We start from the raw sequence: 21,331 nt of genomic DNA, 5'->3' as shown, positions 1-21,331 counted from the left end.
GAAAACATACCTACAAAAAAGAGAGCTAAATGCTCTCTTTTTTGTTTTCGTCCTCTTCCTGTTTGGCGGAAGTGGCAGCGGGATTATCTTCTGATACCTCCGGCCCGATATATGGTTCTACCGTGGAAAGTGGCTGCTCCCTTTCTTCCCGTTCCTCCTTTTCTCCCTCTTCCTCAGGTTCCGGACCGTGAGAATGAAAACTGCCCTGGAAAATCAATATGCTGCAAACGCCAAGGAAAATACATGAGTCGGCTATGTTAAAGATCGGTGTCGAGTAATATTGCCCTCCCCACACCGGGACCCAATCGGGAACAAAACCTTCCCAAAAGTCGACGAAAATCATGTCTATAACCTGTCCATGAAACCAAGGGGTGGGGGAACCGTAGGGAGCATTACCAAGCAGCACACCGTAAAAGGTGCTGTCTATCACATTCCCGACCGCACCGGCGAGGATCATCGCCAATGCCCAAAGAAGACCTTTTGAAGCGCCGACTTTGGCCAGATGGATCATATATCCGCCGATCGCAACCATCGCTACGAGGCGGAACAATGTCAGGAAAAGTTTTCCGTATTCATGTCCCAACTGCATACCGAAGGCCATGCCGGGATTCAGTACATAGTGCAGTTTCAACCAATCCCCGATGAGCGCGATCTGTCCTGAAAAGCCGGGTTGCATGTATTTATGAACCAGAAGTTTGGATGCCTGATCAATCCCGATGAGGAGTATGCTTAGAAGTAGGTAGGGAGTTGGATTTCTGGATTGGTTCATTCGGTTTTTAATACAATTGACAAATTTTGGAATGCGAAAGTAATAACTTACTTATAAAGAACCGATTCCTCTTCTCTTCAATTCACTTTTAACTAGTAAAAACTCGCGGCTGCTCTGGCCGGCAATGGAGGTGTTTTCCTCCGCGCGGCGGATCAGGTAAGGCAATACCGCGTCGATGGGGCCGTAGGGGACGTACTTCGCAACGTTATAGCCCGCCTTAGCCAGATTGTACGAGATATTATCGCTCATACCAAGCAACTGCGCGAACCAGATCCGGTCGTCGTGACGGTCGATACCTAGTTTCTGCATTTTTATAGCGCAATACTGAGAGCTGTATTCATTGTGGGTTCCAAGGCAGACGGATACATATTCGATTCTGTCGAGGCAGAAGTCGATGGCTAGGTTGTAATCGGTATCGGTGGCCTCCTTGGAAGTGTGAATGGGGTTGAAATACTCCTGTTCACGTGCGCGAAGCCTTTCTTTTTCCATATAAGCGCCCCGCACGAGCTTGCCCCCGAGGAAATAGCCTTTTTGGCGTGCAGTGAGGAAGGCGGTTTTCAATGCTTCCAGCGTCTCATGGCGATAGAGCTGATAAGTATTGTATACGATCGGCTTTTCCCGGTTGAACCGCTGCATCATCTCATAAGCCAGGTCGTCTATCACGCCTTGGATCCAGCTTTCTTCGGCATCGATGAAAATCCGGATGCCTTTCTCGTGTGCGTGTCCGCACAACCGTGCGACACGCTCCCTGGCACGTGCGAAGGCGGCAGCTTCCCCGCTGGTAAGCTCATCCTTGCGCTGCACTTTTTCCAGCAAGTCGGAAGATGCCACGCCGGTGACCTTGAATACAGAAAAAGGAATGGTGTCGGAGCCTGCAGCCTTGTCGATCGTTTTGAATATTTCGGCCGCCGTTGCGTCGAAACTGGCTTCTTTATCTTCTCCTTCAACGGAATAATCCAGAATCGTTCCGATGCCCGACTGGCCCAACGACATGATGGTGGTGTCGCAGTCGCTAATCGTCTCACCGCCACAGAATTGTTCAAAAATAGTGGCCCTAATGAGATTTTTTATAGGTAAGTTGAGTTTTAGTGCAAGCTTTATAAAAAAAGTGCCTAAATTTACCACTCGAGCCTGATTCATAAGGCTGAATAACCAGTATGTCTTCCTCAGTTTAGCGTCTGATTTGGATGCGAATGCAACGGAAGTATCTTCAAAAAATACAGGTATTTGGTCTTTTGGTGACGGATATGCCATTTTGGGTGTACGTTTTTCCTGAGTAACTGTTTAACAATTCATTATCGAACTACAGGAAGAAAGTAATAAGCATTAAGAAGTTGATTGACTTTTGTGGCATCAAATGTACGGTCAATCCAAGAAATACACATAATACCGGATCAAAATATTACAATAATCACTTTTTTATCAAGGACAAGTTTTTGAGTATGAATGCTTCTTTAGATATCCTACCACTCAGCAGTTGGATCAATACCGAAGGAAAGCCTTTGGTAATCGCCGGGCCTTGCAGCGCAGAGACCGAGGAACAAATGTTAGAAACCGCAACCCAGATCAAAGAGGAAGGATTTGCGCACGTAATCCGTGCAGGGGTGTGGAAACCACGGACTCGTCCAGGCAGCTTTGAAGGTATGGGAGAGGCTGCTTTGCCATGGTTGCAAGCGGTGAAACAGCAAACAGGCCTGCCTGTGGCTGTGGAAGTTGCTACACCTCAGCATATCGAACTGGCATTGAAATACGGTGTTGATATCCTTTGGGTAGGTGCACGTACTACCGTGAACCCATTCAACGTACAGGAACTTGCTGATGCATTGAAAGGAATTGATGTACCTGTTTTGGTTAAAAACCCTGTGAACCCCGACCTGCAACTGTGGGTAGGAGCACTGGAACGGTTGAACCAGGCTGGCGTGAAAAAACTCGGTGCAATCCACCGTGGTTTCTCAAACGCACAGGAGCACAAATACCGCAACTCACCGATGTGGAACATCGCGATCGAGCTGAAAACGATTTTTCCTCAATTGCCTGTGATCGGTGACCCTAGCCACATGGCAGGAAAACGTGCTTATTTGTACGAAATCGCTCAGCGCGCGCTTGATCTTCACTACGACGGTCTGATCATCGAATCGCACCGCGATCCGGACAAAGCTTGGTCTGACGCCTCACAACAGCTGACACCAGCTGCATTGGGACAAATGCTGCACGACCTGCACGTTCGCAAAGAATCTTACGGCACCGATTACCAGTCACAACTGGAAATTATCCGTGGTAAAATTGATAATCTGGACCGCGAATTGCTCGAAACACTGGCAAACCGTATGGCTCTGGTAGAGAAACTGGCAGAATATAAACGTGATAACAACGTAGCAGCTTACCAGGTTGACCGTTTCCGTGAAGTATTGGAAACACGGGCTGGTTGGGGCAGAAGCCTCAATCTATATCCAAACTTGGTGGACGAATTGTTCAAACTAGTTCACATGGAGTCGATCCGCAAGCAAACCGAGGTGATGAACCAGGTGAATGCCTAAGATCGGAACTGATCATAAAATTGCAAAGCCGCTTCGAAAGGAGCGGCTTTTGTTGTTTTAAATATTCTTCTCTTTCAAAACCCTGCTTACTTCTTTTGCCCAGATTTCATAAGCGTTGATATTTAAGTGCGTCTTGTCGACGGCATATTCTGCGCGGAGACCGGTATTGCTGGAAACGGAGCGGTTAAGATCGATGTAAGTGATGTTATGTTGCGTGCAATAGGAAACCAGGAAGCGGTTCAACAGGTCGACTTCCGCTTTGCTAACCGGATCATTTTGCTCATAAACGGTCAGGGTCACCACCGGCGTAATGCCGTTTTGCACCAGCATTTCAAGCATTGTCTTAAAGTTCGCCTGAATCTTCTCCTGTTCCACGCCAATGGTAATGTCATTAATGCCGCCTTTGATAAAGCAGATTTTCGGATGCAGATCAATGACGTGCGACTGGATCAGTTGCAAAAAGTGATAGGTCGTTTGACCAGGTAATGCATTGTTCATCACATCCGTGCGGCCCAGCAGCTCCACCCATTTGCCCTGCGCAGTAATAGAATTACCATACATGACGATCGTCGGGTTGCCTTTTATTTGCACAAAACGCTGCGCTATTTTATCCCGGTAAATGTAGGTGAATACTAGAAAGGTTGCGATCAAAACCGCATTCAGAGCCAGCGACAGGATCAGCAACCTTTGTTTTTTCATCTGGAATACAATTCGGCGGTTTTTTCGCCCAGGTTGAAGCACCTGCGGCAGCGGGCTTCGTACATATCGGTTTCGCCCAGCAGTACGTGCTCGTTGGAGGGCGAGAGCCGGTAGGAGTGGGAAGCCACTTCCCCGCACACCATGCAAATAGCGTGCACTTTGGTGACATATTCGGCAATAGCCATCAGTTGCGGCATGCATCCGAATGGTTTGCCTAAATAATCCATATCAAGGCCTGCAATGATCACGCGCTTGCCCGAATTGGCCAATTGGTCGCAAACTTCCACGATCCCCTCGTCGAAAAACTGTGCTTCATCGAGGCCCACTACCTCGCAATCCTGCGCCAGGTCTGATATTTGTTGGGACAATCGTACGGGTATCGAAGAGATCGAATTGTCGTTATGGGAAACAATGTTCTCTTCGTGGTATCGTTTATCGAGAGCAGGTTTGAAAATCTGGATCTTTTGCCGGGCGATTTTGGCGCGGTTGAGCCTGCGGATAAGTTCTTCGGTTTTTCCGGAAAACATGGATCCGCAAATCACTTCGATCCAGCCCGTACGGGGATTTTGATGCTCTCTTCTGTGAGATGGTTCTACAAACATATTTTGGTGCCCAACCGACCGATTGTAAGGTCGATTTTTATTTTATATTTACAAATCAAACATATTTTTCCCAACACATCGTTACTCAAAGCGCTTATTCGTTATGCCGGATAATCTGAATTCAATCGCACTCAACCAGTACTCTGCACGGTTCACCACAACGGTTTTGAACGAAGTGTACAGGTCGCAGGACGTCGTTACCGGTGCCGGATTATTAAAACTGACACCCGTACGACAGGTTAACCTGGGGATCCTCAACCGCCTGTTCGAAGAATGGAAAAACAACGCCGAAGCCTTCCGCAGCCCTTACTTTGATTTTTCCAATGAAGAAGTAAAAAGTGCACTGGAGGAATTCATGAACACGGCTTCGCAGCATATTTCCGTGAAACGCGCCGACCTCGAACCACTATTGTCCGATTCAGTAAAAGAATCGTTGAAATTGCTGCTTACACCCGCCAATTACTTTGAAGACAAGATCAGGGCCGTGTCCGACGCTGAATTTACCCACGCAAAGGCCGAGCAGATCGTCAAATACACGCATATTCACAGGGGCGTCGCCGAAGCACTGCTAGGCCGGCTGACCGACAGTGGCTCCGACTCGGTGTACCAGACACAGGCTGTGAGCTGGCTGTACGAATTCAAGGACAATGCCGACCTCATCGACGACGCCGAGCAGCATCTGATTCAATTCGCAGAAGTATTTCCGATTAATATCAGTGAACTGAAAATCCAGGAAGCCGGAAAAGCTACCGCGCAGCCTCAGCAGGTGCATAAGCACGAGTCCTTCTTCGATTCGGCATTCGGCCAGCTTGAACCAAGCACTGCACGACCAGTAGCGCCACGCGCGGAACCAGCTTCGGCTGTCATCAGCGAGATTGTTGCAAAAGCCAACGTGCAGCCCAGTTCCGAAAGAGACTCGCTCAATAACCGGTTCAAAGTCGATTTGCCCAAACATTCCGATGACCAATCTTACGGAAGCGTGCCTGTTAAGGTAGAAAGCATTGCAGGCAGCATTCCATTAGGCCAGCGTTTTATGTTTGTTAACCAGCTTTTCGACCGCAACAGCGAACATTTCGACAAGGCGATCTACGAGCTCGACCGCGTGAAAAGTTTTGAAGAGGCTGAAAACCTGATCTGGCACCGATATGCGTCCAAGTATGCGTGGGATGTGAATGGGGAAGCAGTTACTGCATTGCTTGCGATCGTTAAGCGGAAGTTTGCTTAAAAAGTATTTAAATATGGATTCAATGCGCCGGGAGGAAACGCTCGGCGTATTTTTTTATCCGACGATCTGCTGAAACATCGTCCGCGCTTTTTGCAACTCGTTGGTATTCAAGGAAAGAAGTTCTTTTTGTTCTTTGGCGAAATCAATCAGCTTTTCAGTCGGCATATTGCCGATGAGGTCATCCTGTGCCATCGGACAACCGCCGTAACCTAGCAATGCGCTGTCAAAACGGCGGCAGCCAGCGTCATAAGCGGCCTGTATTTTCAATCGCCAGTCTTCGGGTCGGGTGTGAAAATGTGCCCCGAATTCGAGTTCGGGATAATATGGAATGAGGCCGCTGAACAGCCATGCGATGTCCCCCACACGCGCTACGCCAACGGTATCAGCCAGTGAAAAGGTATTAATGCCCAATTTCGAAAGTTTCTCGACCCATTCCATCACAATCTCCGGCGCCCAGGGATCGCCATAAGGGTTACCGAATCCCATTGAAATGTAAAGAACGAGCTCCTTTTTGTGTGTTTTACACAAATCGGCAATGCGTTTCACCCGGTCGAAAGACTCCGCAATGCCCGCTTGGGTATTCCTGACCTGAAATGTTTCAGATACCGAAAACGGATATCCCAGGTAACTGATTTGCTCGAACGCGCAGGCATCCGCCGCACCGCGCTCGTTGGCGACGATCGCAAGCAAGCCCGTGTTACTTCCCGATAATTCCAGTCGCTCGGTGATCCAGCCGGTATCCCGCATCTGTGGCATGGACTTCGGCGAGACAAAGCTGCCAAAATCGATCGTTTCAAAGCCGACCCGGATGAGCCGGTTTAGATATTCTAACTTTGTTTCCGAGGGGATGAAGGGGCCAAAGCCTTGCCAGGCGTCACGGGGGCATTCGATGAGTTTCATGTTTCAATGAATGAATGAGCGAATGGATGAATGACTGAATGTTGTAATGTGTGCGTGAATGAGTAAGTGAGTGAATTTGGTGGATGGTTCCGAAAAAACAAAGACTGCAATCAGGTAGTTCTTGAAAGCTACATGATTGCAGTCGGGTTTTGGTATTATTGCCGTCGTTTCATCCCTGACGGGATTACAGCATTGTTTTGTCTTCACATTGCTTCCAAGATTTCATCGCTACGCGATTTCTTAGAAATGCCTTGAGGCATGTAATAACAAATACATATACGCTATTTCAAAATCGGGGCAAGGTCGGCTTCGTTTTCGGCTAACCAGGCGGTGATCTCTTCGACGATCTGGCGGATGCCGATCTTGGGTTCCCAGCCGGTGAGCGCGGTAACTTTAGTGTTGTCGGTGACGTAGAGGCGGATATCAGCTGTGCGGTTTTCAGGAACAACTTTGATCGGGATGGTTTTACCGGTTACTTCCTGGCAGATTTTAGTCAGTTCCTGCAAGGATGCGCTGCTTTGCAAACCGCCGCCTGCATTGAGGATTTCGCCATTTACTTTGTCGAGGTTATGCAGTTGCCAGTCGATCAGGTTGTAGAGGTCGGCCACGTGCAACATATCGCGAATCTGCTTGCCCGTTCCGCCGTAACCAAAATAGCCGAGTTGCTGTTCGAAATAATGCTTGGCAATCCAAAGTACCATAACACCCTGATCTACCTTGCCCATTTGCCACGGACCAGTGATCACGCCACAGCGGTTGATGACGGTTTTTAAATTATAAAATTCATTGTATTCCTGAATGATCAATTCAGACGCTAGCTTTGTAGTACCATAAAGAGAACGTGCACCATTTAGTGGGAAGTCTTCGGCGATACCTTTGGAAGATACACCAGGCACAGGCTGATCGTCCGACAATGCGAAACGGGTTTCTTCTTCTACAAAATTTAACGTCTCGATTGTTTTGATCGGATACACGCGGCTGGTAGAAAGGAATATGAAACCGGCTTTATGTTTCAATGCATGGTTAAGGCAATTGACGGTCCCGACGAGGTTGGTATTGATCAGGTAATCGGGTGTACCGTCGAGGCCGGCGAGTACTGATGGTTCCGCCGAAGCTTCGATCACGGTGTCGACCGCGGGAATGCCGTCAAAATCTTCTTTATTGCGGATATCGCCATGGACAAATTCCACGCCCGCTCTTTTGAGCCGGGAGATATTCAGTTCGGAGCCTCTTCTTTTGAGGTTGTCCAGCGCGTAAACCTGGTAATCGGGATAGTTCGTTTTCAAGGCTATGGCCAGCGAAGAGCCAACAAAACCGGCTCCACCGGTGATCAGGATTTTCATAAAAAAGTAAGTGAAATGTGTGGTACTATAAAAAACCAAAGTTAGGGGATTCGCAGAAACCGACGGCCACCGGATAAATAAATAGCATTTGATTCTTTAATGAATTAATTTAATAATTCAAATAAAATAATTAATTTACATTTGAAGTATGTAACTTATGTTCACTTCTTTAAGTACAAGCCCCGGTACTGCAACATCTCGTTATCCTTTAACGTATTGAATCAAAAATCAACCGCGTAGATGCGTATTTTTACCACTGCATTAATTCTTTATGCCCTGTTTTCGGGGAATTGCTATGCCCAGAGCGCGCTTGCTAAGGCTTCTTCGGCCAGGGAGACCGCGGCTTATCCGGTGTCTGTTTACAAAAATGCGACCTCCATTTCCCAAAATCTTTACAATGGTCGTCAGTATTACGTGTACGACGTGCGGATGGAGGAACATCAGTTTTTCGAACAACGCCGGTGGCTGAACGGGATGGTACTGTACGACGGACAGCAATTCGACAGCATTCCGATGCTGTATGACATATTTCACGACGAGGTTGTGATCCGGCACTTCAACGGTGACCATGTGCTCCTGCAAAGCGTAAAGGTGGATTCTTTCATTGTTGATAATCACCACTTCGCAAGGTTGGACGCTGGGAAAGATATTAATCCGCAAATGCGGACCGGTTTCTACGACATTGTTTACGGCGGCAAGTCGCGTACCATCGTGCGCAGGACCAAGTCGCGGCAGGAAAAGATCGTTGACAAGAGAGTGATCGCCTACTATCCCGAAAAGAACTTCTTTTATGTGTTCAAAGGGGATCGGTATTATTCGGTGCACACAAAGAAATCTGCGCTGGAATTATTTCCGGAGCACAAGCGGGAATTACGCAGGGTCCTGCGGGAGAACAAGATCAAATTCCGTAAAAATCGTGAACTGGCCATCGTGAAGATGGTTGCAACCTACGACGAGCTAGCCAAATGAAAATACTTTTATCCTTAACCCTTTTTATCTGCTGTCTTTTTACCACCCAATTTTCACACGGCCAGAATGTGCCTGAGAAGAAGATTACCATGAAACTGGATTCGGCGCGGTTCGGCCAGTTTGTGAAGGAGGTGGAGGCGCAGGCCGGCTATTATTTCTACTACGACGCAACGCGGTTCGATAGCCTCACGCTCGACCTGAATGTGAATAACCTTTCACTGCGCGAGGTGCTCGACCAGGTTTTTAAAGGCTCCGAATTTGAATATGCTATCGATAGCCAGAAACGCATTTACATTACCCAGGGCCAAAAGATCATCACCCAACTAACGCCCGGCCTGTTCAATCCCGAGCGGGCGGGCGAAAACGATTCCATTGCATATGCCGGTCCGGAAAGTGATGTAAAGGAAAAGCTGTTGTCGACCGCCGAAAGCAAATTGCATGAGATCGGGATACGAAAGCATAGGATTACGCCTGGAAACTCGACGATCACGGGTTATGTCCGGAACGCGGTCACTGGTGAGCCGGTGATCGGCGCGGCGGTATTCATTACTTCGCCGTCCATTGGTATTACGACCGATGCACTCGGTCAATACGCGCTCACGATCCCACGCGGGAAGCAGCTAATCCATATCAAGAGCACAGGTATGCGCGAGACGCAGCGGCAGGTGGTACTTTATTCTGATGGTAAGCTCGATATCGAAATGCGCGAAAGCGTGATCGCATTGAAAGAAGTTTCGGTGAAGGCTGGCATGGATAAGAACGTGGTAGGCACGCAAATGGGTACGGTGAAACTGACCATCAAAAACCTCAAACAAGTGCCGACTGTTTTTGGAGAAACAGACCTTTTGCGGACGGTGCTTACATTGCCCGGTATCAAGTCAGTAGGAGAAAACAGCACCGGTCTGAACGTCCGTGGCGGCTCAGTAGACCAGAACCTGATCCAGTACAACGACGCGGTTATTTACAATCCATCGCACCTTTTTGGTTTCTTCTCCGCATTCAATCCCGATGTTTTGAAGGACGTGGAGCTTTACAAAAGTACAATTCCATCCCGGTTCGGGGGCCGGCTTGCTTCCGTACTTGACATTAACAGCCGCGATGGAAATAAGAAGAAATTCATTACATCTGGCGGAGTAGGGCTTGTGACAGGCCGCGTTACATTGGAAGGGCCCCTGGTAAAGGATAAGGCATCGTTCCTGCTTGGAGGACGTTCAACTTATTCAAACTGGGTCATCAGGGCGCTGGATAATGAAAATTATAACAAAAGCTCGGCTTCGTTTTACGACGTCAACCTGCATTTGAATTACGAGATCAATGAAAAAAACAGTCTCTCACTGACCGGCTACATCAGCGACGACCGTTTCAAATTGTACGGCGACACCTTATATGCCTATCAGAACAGGCTCGGCTCCATCAAATGGAAGCACACATTCAATCCGCGTTTGTATGGCACATTCACAGCCGCGCATACCAAATACCAGTATGCAATGGAGGCGAACGGGCTGCCGCTCAACTCATTTGATTTGAAATTTGACATCAACCAGTCCAATTTCAAAGCGGATTTCAGCTATGTGCTGCACCCGAAGCATACATTGGAATTTGGTTTAAGCTCAATTTACTACAAACTACACCCTGGCTCATTCCAACCGCGAGGTGCCGAATCGCTGATCCTCCCCGACGAACTTGAAGCGGAACAGGCAACGGAAAATGCATTGTATCTGGAAGACAAATGGGAGGTAAGCCCGCGACTGTCTATCTCGGGTGGTTTGCGTTGGTCGTTTTTCCAATACTTGGGACCTAAAACCATGAATACATATCTGCCTGGTTTCCCGATCGACCAAATTTATCAGGAGGGCGTGCAGGAATACAAGTCAGGAAAGAAGATCAAATCTTATGGGGGGCCGGAATACCGTGCTTCGGTGCGATACAGTATTTTCGATAACCTTTCGCTTAAAGCGAGTTACAACACGCTCCGGCAATACATTCACCTGCTGACGAATACCATGACAGTTTCTCCGACCGATATCTGGAAGCTCAGCGACCCGTATATCAAGCCACAGATCGGAGATCAGCTTTCATTGGGTTTATATCGGAATTTCAGGGGTAACAAGATCGAAGTTTCGCTGGAAGGTTATTACAAAAACATCAAAAACTTCCTCGATTATAAAGGCGGAGATTCGCTTATCATGAACCATAATATCGAAGCGGCGGTGCTCAATACCAAAGCTAAGGCTTATGGAGTCGAATTTATGGTCAAGAAAATGACCGGAAAATTGAATGGCTGGCTCAGCTACACCTATGCGCGCACACTCCTGCGTGCGGTTGACCGCGATTCGCCGGACGCGCCTAACGACGGGAATTTCTATCCAAGCAATTACGATAAGCCGCATGATTTTACATTGATTTCCAACTACCGGTTTTCGCACCGTTTTAGCGTGTCGTTCAACTTTACTTACAGCACGGGCCGGCCCTACACGCCTCCTATTGGTAAATATGTGATCGACGGCTCGCAAAGGGTGTATTATGCCGATCGCAACCAGTTCCGCATTCCGGATTATTACCGGACCGACGTCGCCATGAATATCGAAGGTAACCACCGGATCAAAAAGCTGGCGCATAGTTCGTGGACATTGGCGGTGTACAACCTCCTTGGGAGGAAAAATCCAACATCGGTTTATTTTCAGACCGTCGGTGGAAGGGTGAGCGGCTATCAGCTTTCAATTTTTGGTCAGCCGATCCCGACTATAACCTACAATTTCAGATTCTAAAACGCGGCAAAGGCAATGAGATATTGGTTTTTGAAAATAGGCTTTTTTGTACTGCTGCTGATTGTCGACAGTTGTATTGAACCATTTTCGCCTCCTGAAACGAATTCGGATGAGGGGTATCTGGTAATCGACGGCTTTTTGAACATGAATGGCACCGATTCGACCCGGATTGAACTCCGGAGAACGCAAAACATCAATGCGAATCACCTACCCATCATCGAAACCGGGGCGCAACTAGCTGTGGAAGAAGAGAATGGAGAGTCGTTCACACTGACTGAAACGGGTTCCGGAATTTACACATTACCTCCCCGGCAGTATAACCGAAGCGGAAAATACCGGTTGAGCATTAAAACCAATGATGGTCAGGAATATCTTTCCGAATACGTGAGCGCAAGTATTACGCCCGCTATCGACAGCGTTACCTACAAGGTTGACGGGGGGTTAAATGCGGCAATTTTTCAGGTGAACACGCATGACACACAAGGTAAGACGCAATTTTATCGCTGGAAATTCGAGGAGACCTGGGAATATGAGGCCGCATATTACTCGGCATTAGAGCTCCGAAATGACTCGGTCGTTGTGAGAAATGAAAATATCAATAAATGCTGGGGAAAATTGAGATCGGGAAGCATTCTGCTAGGCAGCACGGTTAAGCTCAGCAGCGATGTAATCAAGGATCTGCCGATTAACCGGGTCCCGATTTCTACTAACAAGCTTTTTATCAAATACAGCATTCTCGTACGACAATACGGATTGTCGCGTCAGGCATTCGAGTACTGGACCGATCTGGCCAAAACGACCCAGGGTACCGGTAGCCTATTCGATGTTTTACCCTCGCAGGTGACGGGTAATATCCGTAACACGACCGATCCGCGGATACTTGCGTTCGGCTATTTCAGCGCGGCGACCGAGGAAACCAAAAGGTACACCGTATCGCCACGTCTGGGCACATTTCCCCGTTGTACCGAACCGGACACGATCCCGATCCGGTGCGGATCGCGGGATGCCGATGAATGTGCAGTCAATACTCCAAAACTTTTTCTCACATATTGGGGTGCGCGCTCTGACTCGTTGCTGGTGGCTTCGCATTCCTGCGCCGATTGCCGTTTGCAAGGAGGTACTACCGAAAGGCCGTCATATTGGTAATGAATTTGCTTTTAATTATTGTGAAAAGAATAAACTTCATCAAAAAGCTGGAATACAGTCCCGAACCCCGAAAACTGAAACGGGTTTGGGTGACGTTCGGCATACTAGCCGCGATCGGGTTAATCGTTAATAGTTGCATCGAGCCATTCTCGCCGCCGGAGGTGAGCAATCCGGGGACTTATCTGGTAGTGGACGGTTTTCTGAATGTTAACGGCGACACCAGCACTATCCTTTTGAGCCACACGCAGGCAACGGCCGACGATAAGGCGGTTGAAATGGAATCGGGGGCTTACATTGCTGTGGATGCGGAAAATGGCGAAACGTATGCTTTTCACGATATGGGGAATGGTTCCTATAAGCTGCCTGCGTCGGCTTTCAATCAGGATGTCAAATACCGCTTACGGATCAAACGGCTTAACGGAAAGGAATACGAATCGGATTTTGTGGTAGTGAGTAAAACCCCGCCGATCGACAGCATTACATACCGTGTGGCTGCGAGCAGGAATGCGATGCTCATTTATGTGAATACCCATGATGCGAACAATGCAACGCGGTTTTACCGGTGGAATTTTGATGAAACTTATGAGTATCGGATGCCCTATTATTCAAGTCTGACACGGGATATTCCGAACCAGACGATTATTCCTAGACAAGATAATATCAATGTTTGCTGGCGAACACTTCAGTCCAGGGACATTAAGCTTGGGTCGACGATCAAGCTCAGCCAGGATATTATCCGGGATTTGCCCATTAACGTCGTCAACATCGCAACCAACAAACTGTATTTTGGCTATTCGATCCTGGTCAGGCAATACGGCCTCTCGCGGGAGGCATTTGAATACTGGACGGACCTTGCCAAAACAACCCAGGGTACTGGTAGCCTTTTCGATCCGCAGCCATCGCAGGTAACGGGCAATATCCACAACAAAGCCGATGTCAAAGAACTTGTCTTCGGATATTTCAGCGCGGCTCAGGAACAAACGAAGCGCGTTTTCATCCGGGAACGTTTAGGGGAATATCCACGCTGTTCGGCACCTGATACACTCAATTACAAAGAAGCCTTGGAGGGTGGAGGTGTGTTGCTTTACTATTACCAGGGGATGCCTAAGAGTGGCTATCTGTCGACATCGGAGTCGTGTGCCGACTGCCGCTCACAAGGTGGAACTACCACAAAGCCATCTTTTTGGGACCAATGATCATTCGATTGTCTGAAAAATATACAATGAAAATCAGGACATTAATTTACGGTTTGCTGGCACTGGCGTTTTGCGGGCCTATCTATGCACAGGACGATGCCATGCTGGCCTCAATGCAGCAGCGCTTCGGGCTTTACACCGAGCGGGCCGTGCAGGAAAAAATGTATGTGCACGTCGACAGGCCATTCTATCTCGTTGGCGAAACGATCTGGTTCAAAGCCTATAACCTTAACGGTGCTACGCATCGGTTCCTCGATCTAAGCAAAGTGGGCTATCTGGAAATACTCGATAGCGAAAATAACGCGGTAGTGCAGACCAAATTTTCCATGATCGATGGCCGTGGAAATGGCTCCGTACTTGCACCGTCCACGCTTGTGAGCGGGAAATACAAGCTACGCTGTTACACCAACTGGATGAAGAACTTTTCGGTAGACAGCTATTTTGAAACATCTATTTCCATTCTGAACCCGTTTGTAAGGTTTGATCCGGACAGGGCTTCGAAGGAAGAAACGCGGTACGACGTGCAGTTTTTCCCGGAAGGCGGCCGTCTGGTGAATGGTATCGAAAGTAAAGTGGCATTCAGGGCTGTGGGTATGGATGGAAAGGGCTTCCGTTTTAAAGGCGCCGTTTTAAATCAGCAGAATGAAACTGTGCGGGAGTTTGAGCCGGAAATGAATGGCATCGGCTTTTTTACATTCAAACCGGAAGGTAATGCCACATATAAGGCGGCAATTACCGATAGCAAAGGCCAGCGCTTCGAATACGAACTTCCGAAAGCGGAACCGCAGGGTTATGTGATGGAGGTTAAAGATTCGACGGCTGCGCTGCTCAAAGTGACGGTAACCGCGCGACGCGAAAGCGAGGAGCCCGCCAACGTGTATATGCTTTCGCACACACGACAAGCGAATGCATTGTTTGGCAAAAAGATCCTGGGAGGTAATGGGAAAGTAATCTTCGTCCTTGAAAAAGCGAAAATGGGCGAGGGGATTTCACACATTACTATTTTCAATGAAAGATTGAAACCTGTTTGCGAAAGATTGTATTTCAAACGTCCCGAAAAACAGTTGATGATAGAAGCACAAATAAATAACGCCTTTATCACGCGGGAAAAGGTAGCGATGAATCTTTCCGCAGGGGTTGGCCAGGCATTGCCGGCTTGGAGTAATTTGTCTGTCGCGGTTTATCTCGACGATTCAATCCAATATCAGTCACAAACTGACATTCACAGCTATTTGTGGCTGACGGCCGATTTGAAGGGGAACATCGAAAGTCCGGGATATTACTTCAAGAATGTTAGTAAAGACACAGACCGGCAACTCGACAACCTGATGCTGACCCACGGCTGGCGTCGCCTTAATTGGGACAGAGTTTTTGGCGGCCAGTTGGTTTCTTTTGAGCACTTACCGGAATACGACGGACATTTTATCAACGCCCGCCTGCTGAACAAGTCTGATGGAGCACCGGCTAAGAATAAGGACGCTTTTTTGGCCTCTCTGGATGTTCCGGCACGTTTATATGTCGACAGGAGCGATGATAACGGACGTGTGAAGTTCGAAGTGCGGCAATTCGTTGGTCCGAAGGAGATCACACTTCAGACCGACCTTGCCAATGATACAACTTATCGGTTCGAAGTGGCCAGTCCGTTCTCGAAGCAGTTCTCCACCACGGCAATTCCTTCCTTCTTTTTTGATAAAAACCTGGAAAACCAGTTGCTCACGCGGTCGATCAACATGCAGACCGCCAATGCATATCTTCCGCGCCTTTATACGGAGAAAAAAGCCGTTCTCACCGACTCTCTGCCATTCTTTGGTATGCCCGACGAGAAATATTTCCTTGACGATTTTACCCGCTTCCCGACCATGGAGGAGGTTTTGAGAGAATATGTAAAAGGCGTGCTGGTACGCAAGCGGCAAAAGGAATTCCATCTGCGGATGATCGACAAGTTGCTTCCAAATACCTACTACACCACCGACCCGCTCATGCTTCTGGACGGCATCCCGGTTTTCGACGCCGATAAAATCATTGAAATGGATCCGTTGAAAGTCAAGAAAATCGAGTTGCTCAGCTCCCGCTATTTCCTCGGACCAATGACTTTCACAGGCATTGTCAGCTTTTCGACCTATCGGGGCGATCTGAGTGGTTTCGAGCTCGATCCCAAAGTGCTTGTGATGCCTTATGAGGGCGTACAGGCGCAACGTGAGTTCTACGCGCCCCGGTACGACAATAACAATGCAAACAGCCGTATTGCCGATTTTCGCAACCTGTTGCATTGGGCACCCAATGTGACCACAGACAAGGACGGAAAAGCCACGATCGAATTTTATACTTCCGACCAGACAGGTCGTTACCAGGTCGTGATCCAGGGCATTACCCCGGATGGTATAGCTGGTTCAAAAACTGTTTCTTTCGACGTCAAGAAACGGAGTCTTTAAATGTAAAACTCCGAGGTGTGCTTGATCTCCTTCAAAACGAAGGTGCTGTTGAGCACGCCTATATTATCGATCTTCGATAGCTTATATTTCACGAAATCGTGGTACTCGTCGAGGCTGGCCACGTTGATTTTTAGCAAGAAGTCGACCTGCCCAGCCATGTGGTAGCATTCCTGCACTTCATGGAGGTCCTGAATCTCCTGTTCGAACTTCTCGATAAACGCTTCATTGTGGTAGCGCATGGAAACCTGGCAGATGGTGGTAACCTGTCTGTTGATGAGCTTTTTATCCAATATGGCCACGTATTGTTTGATATAACCCAGACTTTCCAGTCTCCTGATCCGCTCATATACCGGCGATACCGTCAGGTTTAGCATTGTCGCGATTTCCTTCGTCGTTTTTTTTGCATCTTTTTGTAGGATGCGGAGGATTTTGGTATCGATTTTGTCCAACTGTTCCATGAGGCAATAATATTTACTGGTATGGTCATTAAATAGCTATCCAAAAAGTGAAATTTGCTTCAAGAATCAAATAGTGCGGTAATATTTCCTGCTAAATATTCAATTTCTTGAAAATAATTTTTGTAAATGGGAAATTGCAAGTGATTTATGCTTTACCCAAAAGTTGTTTTTTATGAAAACGGACTGCGTTTTAGTAATAGGAGCAAACGGGCAGATCGGCTCTGTTCTGGTAGAATATCTGAGGGAAATTTACGGGCTGGGGAAAGTAGTGGCGACGGATATCCGTATGCCCGAATTTCCAACCGGGATTTTTGAACAACTCGACGCGACCAATGCCGGTGAAATGGCGGCGATCGTCAAAAAATATGGCATTACGCAGATTTACCATCTAGCCGCGATCCTTTCTGCGAAAGGCGAGCAGGACCCACTGCGAACGTGGCAGATCAACATGCAAACCTATTTCAATGTACTTGAAGTGGCGCGGGAAAATGGGGTAAGCAAAGTCTTTTACCCAAGCTCCATTGCCGTCTTCGGAGATCGCATCGACACGTTGGCCGAACAGTGGTCATATCTGGATCCGGCCACCGTTTATGGCATTAGTAAGGCGGCTGGTGAAAATTGGTCGAATTACTATTTCAAACGCTACGGCGTCGATATCCGCTCTTTGAGATACCCTGGCATTATCGGCTACCAGTCGATGCCGGGCGGTGGAACCACGGATTACGCGGTCGATATCTATCACAAAGCCGTCAAGGGCGAAGCATTCGAATGCTTTTTGAAACCAGAAACCACGTTGCCGATGATCTACATCAGTGACGCCATGGATGCCACCGTGCGTCTGATGGAAGCGCCCGCTGAAAAAATATCGGTACGCACGTCATACAACCTCGCCGGAATGAGTTTTTCCCCGCAAGAAATTGCACAAAGCATTCAAAAAATCATCCCGGGTTTTGCAATAACATACAAACCCGACTTCCGCCAGACGATCGCCGATTCATGGCCACAGGAAATCGACGACAGCCAGGCCAGAAAAGACTGGGGCTGGCGGCCAACGTACTCGCTCGATAAGATGACAGAAGAGATGGTTAGCGAGTTGCGGAAGAAGTATCAGGTTGTCAATGAGTGAATGAGTCAATGAGTGAATGAGTGGATATTTTTGTCCTATTCATTCATTCACCGTTTCACCGCGACTATTCGAACATTCACTCATTCATACATTCACTAATTCACTCATTCAAAATTATGTACGGCACCATTCAACAAGAATTACAAGACGAACTGGAAGCGATCCGGTCGGCTGGTTTATATAAAAAAGAGCGTGTAATCACGACGCCGCAAGCAGCACACATTGCCACCACCGACGGTGCGGATGTGCTCAACTTTTGCGCCAACAATTACCTCGGTCTTTCGTCGCATCCCGATGTAATCCAGGCGGGTATTGAAGCCATTCATTCGCATGGTTTCGGTATGTCGTCGGTACGGTTTATTTGCGGAACGCAGGATATTCACAAAGAGCTGGAACGCAAGACGGCCGAATTCCTGGGAACGGAAGATTGTATTCTGTATGCCGCCGCATTCGATGCCAATGGAGGCGTATTTGAGCCATTGCTGAACGAACAGGACGCTATCATTTCCGATGAACTGAACCATGCTTCGATCATCGATGGCGTAAGGCTGTGCAAAGCGAAACGCTTTCGCTACAAGCACAATGATATGGCCGACCTGAAAAAGCAGCTGGAAGACGCCCAGGGAAGTCGTCGCATTCTGGTTGTGACGGACGGTGTGTTTTCAATGGACGGAACTATTGCCCGGCTTGATCAAATATGCGACCTGGCCGACCAATACAAAGCGATGGTTATGATTGACGAGTGCCATGCCTCCGGATTTATGGGAAAAACGGGCCGTGGCACGCATGAATACCGAAATGTAATGGGCCGTATCGACATCATTACCGGCACTTATGGTAAAGCGTTGGGCGGGGCGTCGGGTGGTTTTACGGCTGCAAAAAAGGAGATCGTGGAAATTTTGCGTCAACGTTCACGCCCCTATTTGTTTTCTAACACACTAGCACCTTCGATCGTAGGCGCTTCCATCAGAGTTCTTGACCTGCTCACTTCATCTACAGCATTGCGGGATAAGCTTGAACGCAATACCCAATACTTCCGCAAAGCCATGACCGAAGCGGGATTTGACATCCTGCCCGGCGAGCATCCTATTGTGCCGATCATGCTCTACGAGGCTAAACTGGCGCAGGAGTTTGCAGCCAAGTTACTCGACGAAGGCATTTATGTGATCGGCTTCTTTTATCCGGTAGTACCCCAAGGCAAGGCGCGAATCAGAGTGCAAATCTCGGCTGGGCATGAGCAAGGTGATCTGGAAAAAGCTGTGACGGCATTTACAAAGGTAGGGAAGGAGCTGGGAGTTATCTAAACCAGCTGCTGCCGATGTTTTACCGGCAACCAAGCCACATTTATTTGTTAGTGTCAAGCCCCTATGTTGGTGTTATCACCAACAATCATCCAGGGTGGCAGGCAAAGATCAGCATCAACATCTATTTTCAATAACTAAAACCGATAAAACAAAAGCCGGTCCGGAGATTCCGGTACCGGCTTTTGTTTTATCGGTTTGCCGGTGTTATTACCGGCAATCCATCCGTTTATAAGCTGTTGCAGGTATTATCGCAGGTAACCACCGCATCTCTACTGCTGCTCGGCTTCGAGCAATTCCACTTCGACATGTAGCGATTGCAATGTCGCATTACCGTATTGGGTAACCATGGCTACATCCGCAGCGTCGCGGCCGTGGGCGATTTCGATCCGGTAACCTTCGGTTTTCTCCTGGACGGCATCGAATGTGTACCATTCGCCTCCGATGAATACCTCGAACCAAGCGTGCAGATCCATATCTTTCAACTTATCGAGGTAGCCCACCGTCATACGCGTGGGAATGCAGAGGTTCCGGCATAATGCGATGGCGAGGTGCGTGAAGTCGCGGCATACGCCTACCCGGCTGCGGGCGGTATCTAGAGCTGTGGTGGCGGCGTTCGACATGCCATACTGGTAGCGGACATTGCTATGAATCCATGTCCGGATCGCTTCCACTTGTTCGTACCCCGGCGTGAGATTTCCTGCGATTTCCATCGCTAACATATTAACTTCGTGCAGGTCCGACTCACAATACCGGCTAGGCAGGATGTAATGCATCACTTCGTCGGGCAAGTCGCCAACAAGCATATACGAAGGCGCCGGATTTGGAATCGGTTTGGTAGGGTTTACCTGAGCCTGCACTTCCGTGGAAATTGTAACCTTTCCAACCGGCAAAATGGTGCGCTGGCAGGGGTTGCCGTACAGGTCGGTGTACTCGGAAAACGGAACGGAGGGCTCTATGTTGAAACCTTCCTGAATGATCGATTGGCCTTCCTGACGGCGGGGGCGTAACATGGTCGTTACGGTGGTGGGGGCATACACGTCGTACGTGAATATGCTTCTTCCCTTCATTTTCATGTATGAGTCGGATTAGTATTTGAGTTCAATGTAATGATGCTTAATTAATTAAAAATTACGTGCCATTTATTTTATCATGAACATACGCACAGACCAGAATTAAATCCTTTTTATCGACGTTTTTATGTCAGTAATGTTAATTTTAGGGCGAGTAGCATTTAGTGAAATTTAAATAATACATCTATGGCAGTTACAAAATGGATCGTAGACCCCACGCATTCAGAAGTGCAATTTAAGATCAAACACCTTGTGATTTCGACGATCACAGGTTCTTTCAAAAACTTTGAAGGCGGGGCTACTTCGGATTTTAATAACTTTGAAAACGCGGAAATACATTTCTCACTGGATGTGAGCAGTATAGATACCAATGTTGAAATGCGCGATGCCCATTTACGTTCGGCGGATTTCTTCGATGCTGAGCAATTTCCGCATATAACTTTTCAATCCAACTATTTTCATAAGGTAAAAGGCGACAATTATAAGCTCTCGGGCCTTCTTACGCTGAAAGGTGTTACCAAACCTATCGAGCTCGACGCCGAATATGGTGGAGCTGAGAAGGATGCGAATGGTAATCTCCGTATTGGTTTCGAGGTAGAGGGGCGTATCAGCCGTCAGGAATATGGCCTGAATTATATGCAATTGACTGATTCCGGAGGACTTGTGATTGGTGAAGATGTGAAGCTGATCGCCAATATCCAGCTTGTGAAGGAAGCTTAACCGGGCTTTAAACACATTTTCATCAACATTTAATACCCGGCATGAACCGAAACCTGGTTTGCCGGGT

At 48.0% G+C, this 21,331-nt stretch carries 18 protein-coding genes; 10 read left to right on the top strand and 8 right to left on the bottom strand.

Annotation, left to right across the window (positions count from 1 at the left end; all coding sequences use genetic code 11):
• Window positions 1–25 precede the first annotated feature (25 nt).
• Window positions 26–769, bottom strand: a complete 744-nt coding sequence (locus LZD49_RS16120; protein ID WP_234668607.1) for a lipoprotein signal peptidase — start codon at window positions 767–769, stop codon at window positions 26–28.
• Window positions 770–820: 51 nt separating this feature from the next.
• The gene (locus LZD49_RS16115) at window positions 821–2,023 is read right to left on the bottom strand and encodes a proline dehydrogenase family protein (protein ID WP_234668606.1); all 1,203 of its coding nucleotides are present in this window, start codon (window positions 2,021–2,023) and stop codon (window positions 821–823) included.
• Between the two features lie 188 nt (window positions 2,024–2,211).
• On the opposite strand from LZD49_RS16115, the gene LZD49_RS16110 reads away from it, so the two are divergent.
• The gene (locus tag LZD49_RS16110) at window positions 2,212–3,306 is read left to right on the top strand and encodes a chorismate mutase (protein ID WP_234668605.1); all 1,095 of its coding nucleotides are present in this window, start codon (window positions 2,212–2,214) and stop codon (window positions 3,304–3,306) included.
• Between the two features lie 57 nt (window positions 3,307–3,363).
• Here LZD49_RS16110 and LZD49_RS16105 read toward each other — a convergent pair whose 3' ends face one another.
• Window positions 3,364–4,005 carry a GDSL-type esterase/lipase family protein gene (locus LZD49_RS16105; RefSeq protein WP_234668604.1) on the bottom strand — a complete coding sequence of 214 codons (642 nt, stop codon included), beginning with the start codon at window positions 4,003–4,005 and terminating at the stop codon, window positions 3,364–3,366.
• Entirely contained in the window at window positions 4,002–4,607 is a 606-nt protein-coding gene (locus LZD49_RS16100; protein WP_234668603.1) for a thymidine kinase, read from the bottom strand. Before LZD49_RS16100 ends, LZD49_RS16105 begins: the two co-directional genes overlap by 4 nt.
• Before the next feature lie 103 nt (window positions 4,608–4,710).
• Between LZD49_RS16100 and LZD49_RS16095 the strand changes: the two genes are divergently transcribed.
• A complete protein-coding gene (locus tag LZD49_RS16095; protein ID WP_234668602.1) occupies window positions 4,711–5,832 on the top strand; it encodes a hypothetical protein in 1,122 nt (373 codons plus the stop codon).
• Window positions 5,833–5,886: 54 nt separating this feature from the next.
• On the opposite strand, the gene LZD49_RS16090 is transcribed toward LZD49_RS16095, so the two are convergent.
• Together LZD49_RS16090 and LZD49_RS16085 are read right to left on the bottom strand one after the other, a co-directional pair.
• Window positions 5,887–6,732, bottom strand: coding sequence for a hydroxymethylglutaryl-CoA lyase (locus LZD49_RS16090; RefSeq protein WP_234668601.1), 846 nt, complete (start codon window positions 6,730–6,732; stop codon window positions 5,887–5,889).
• Window positions 6,733–7,013: 281 nt separating this feature from the next.
• Window positions 7,014–8,075, bottom strand: coding sequence for an NAD-dependent epimerase/dehydratase family protein (locus tag LZD49_RS16085; RefSeq protein ID WP_234668600.1), 1,062 nt, complete (start codon window positions 8,073–8,075; stop codon window positions 7,014–7,016).
• Window positions 8,076–8,315: 240 nt separating this feature from the next.
• Between LZD49_RS16085 and LZD49_RS16080 the strand changes: the two genes are divergently transcribed.
• The 5 genes from LZD49_RS16080 to LZD49_RS16060 are packed head-to-tail and all read left to right on the top strand — an operon-like array spanning window position 8,316 to window position 16,586.
• Window positions 8,316–9,044, top strand: a complete 729-nt coding sequence (locus LZD49_RS16080) for a hypothetical protein (protein ID WP_234668599.1) — start codon at window positions 8,316–8,318, stop codon at window positions 9,042–9,044.
• A complete protein-coding gene (locus LZD49_RS16075) occupies window positions 9,041–11,812 on the top strand; it encodes a TonB-dependent receptor (RefSeq protein ID WP_234668598.1) in 2,772 nt (923 codons plus the stop codon). The genes LZD49_RS16080 and LZD49_RS16075 overlap by 4 nt, the downstream gene beginning before the upstream one ends.
• Before the next feature lie 15 nt (window positions 11,813–11,827).
• Window positions 11,828–12,958, top strand: coding sequence for a DUF4249 domain-containing protein (locus LZD49_RS16070; RefSeq protein ID WP_234668597.1), 1,131 nt, complete (start codon window positions 11,828–11,830; stop codon window positions 12,956–12,958).
• A gap of 20 nt (window positions 12,959–12,978) precedes the next feature.
• Window positions 12,979–14,154, top strand: coding sequence for a DUF4249 domain-containing protein (locus tag LZD49_RS16065; protein ID WP_234668596.1), 1,176 nt, complete (start codon window positions 12,979–12,981; stop codon window positions 14,152–14,154).
• 26 nt (window positions 14,155–14,180) lie between these two features.
• Complete coding sequence (locus tag LZD49_RS16060) at window positions 14,181–16,586, top strand: hypothetical protein (protein WP_234668595.1); 2,406 nt, start codon at window positions 14,181–14,183, stop codon at window positions 16,584–16,586.
• Here the strand turns inward: LZD49_RS16060 and LZD49_RS16055 are convergent.
• Window positions 16,583–17,044 carry an Lrp/AsnC family transcriptional regulator gene (locus tag LZD49_RS16055; protein ID WP_234668594.1) on the bottom strand — a complete coding sequence of 154 codons (462 nt, stop codon included), beginning with the start codon at window positions 17,042–17,044 and terminating at the stop codon, window positions 16,583–16,585. The genes LZD49_RS16060 and LZD49_RS16055 overlap by 4 nt on opposite strands.
• 172 nt (window positions 17,045–17,216) lie before the next feature.
• Here LZD49_RS16055 and LZD49_RS16050 point away from each other — a divergent pair, with 172 nt between their 5' ends.
• Together LZD49_RS16050 and kbl are read left to right on the top strand one after the other, a co-directional pair.
• Complete coding sequence (locus tag LZD49_RS16050) at window positions 17,217–18,170, top strand: NAD-dependent epimerase/dehydratase family protein (protein WP_234668593.1); 954 nt, start codon at window positions 17,217–17,219, stop codon at window positions 18,168–18,170.
• 116 nt (window positions 18,171–18,286) lie between these two features.
• Complete coding sequence (gene kbl / locus LZD49_RS16045; protein WP_234668592.1) at window positions 18,287–19,474, top strand: glycine C-acetyltransferase; 1,188 nt, start codon at window positions 18,287–18,289, stop codon at window positions 19,472–19,474.
• 269 nt (window positions 19,475–19,743) lie between these two features.
• Here the strand turns inward: kbl and LZD49_RS16040 are convergent, their stop codons facing one another.
• Window positions 19,744–20,547 (bottom strand): transglutaminase family protein, encoded by an 804-nt coding sequence (locus LZD49_RS16040; protein WP_234668591.1) that lies wholly within the window; start codon window positions 20,545–20,547, stop codon window positions 19,744–19,746.
• A gap of 183 nt (window positions 20,548–20,730) precedes the next feature.
• Between LZD49_RS16040 and LZD49_RS16035 the strand changes: the two genes are divergently transcribed.
• A complete protein-coding gene (locus LZD49_RS16035; RefSeq protein ID WP_234668590.1) occupies window positions 20,731–21,264 on the top strand; it encodes a YceI family protein in 534 nt (177 codons plus the stop codon).
• Window positions 21,265–21,331 lie beyond the last annotated feature (67 nt).

Origin of the sequence: Dyadobacter sp. CY261 (assembly GCF_021440085.1) — a bacterium.
In the GTDB taxonomy this organism is placed as follows: Bacteria; Bacteroidota; Bacteroidia; order Cytophagales; family Spirosomataceae; genus Dyadobacter.
This window is presented reverse-complemented; position numbering and strand designations above follow the sequence as displayed.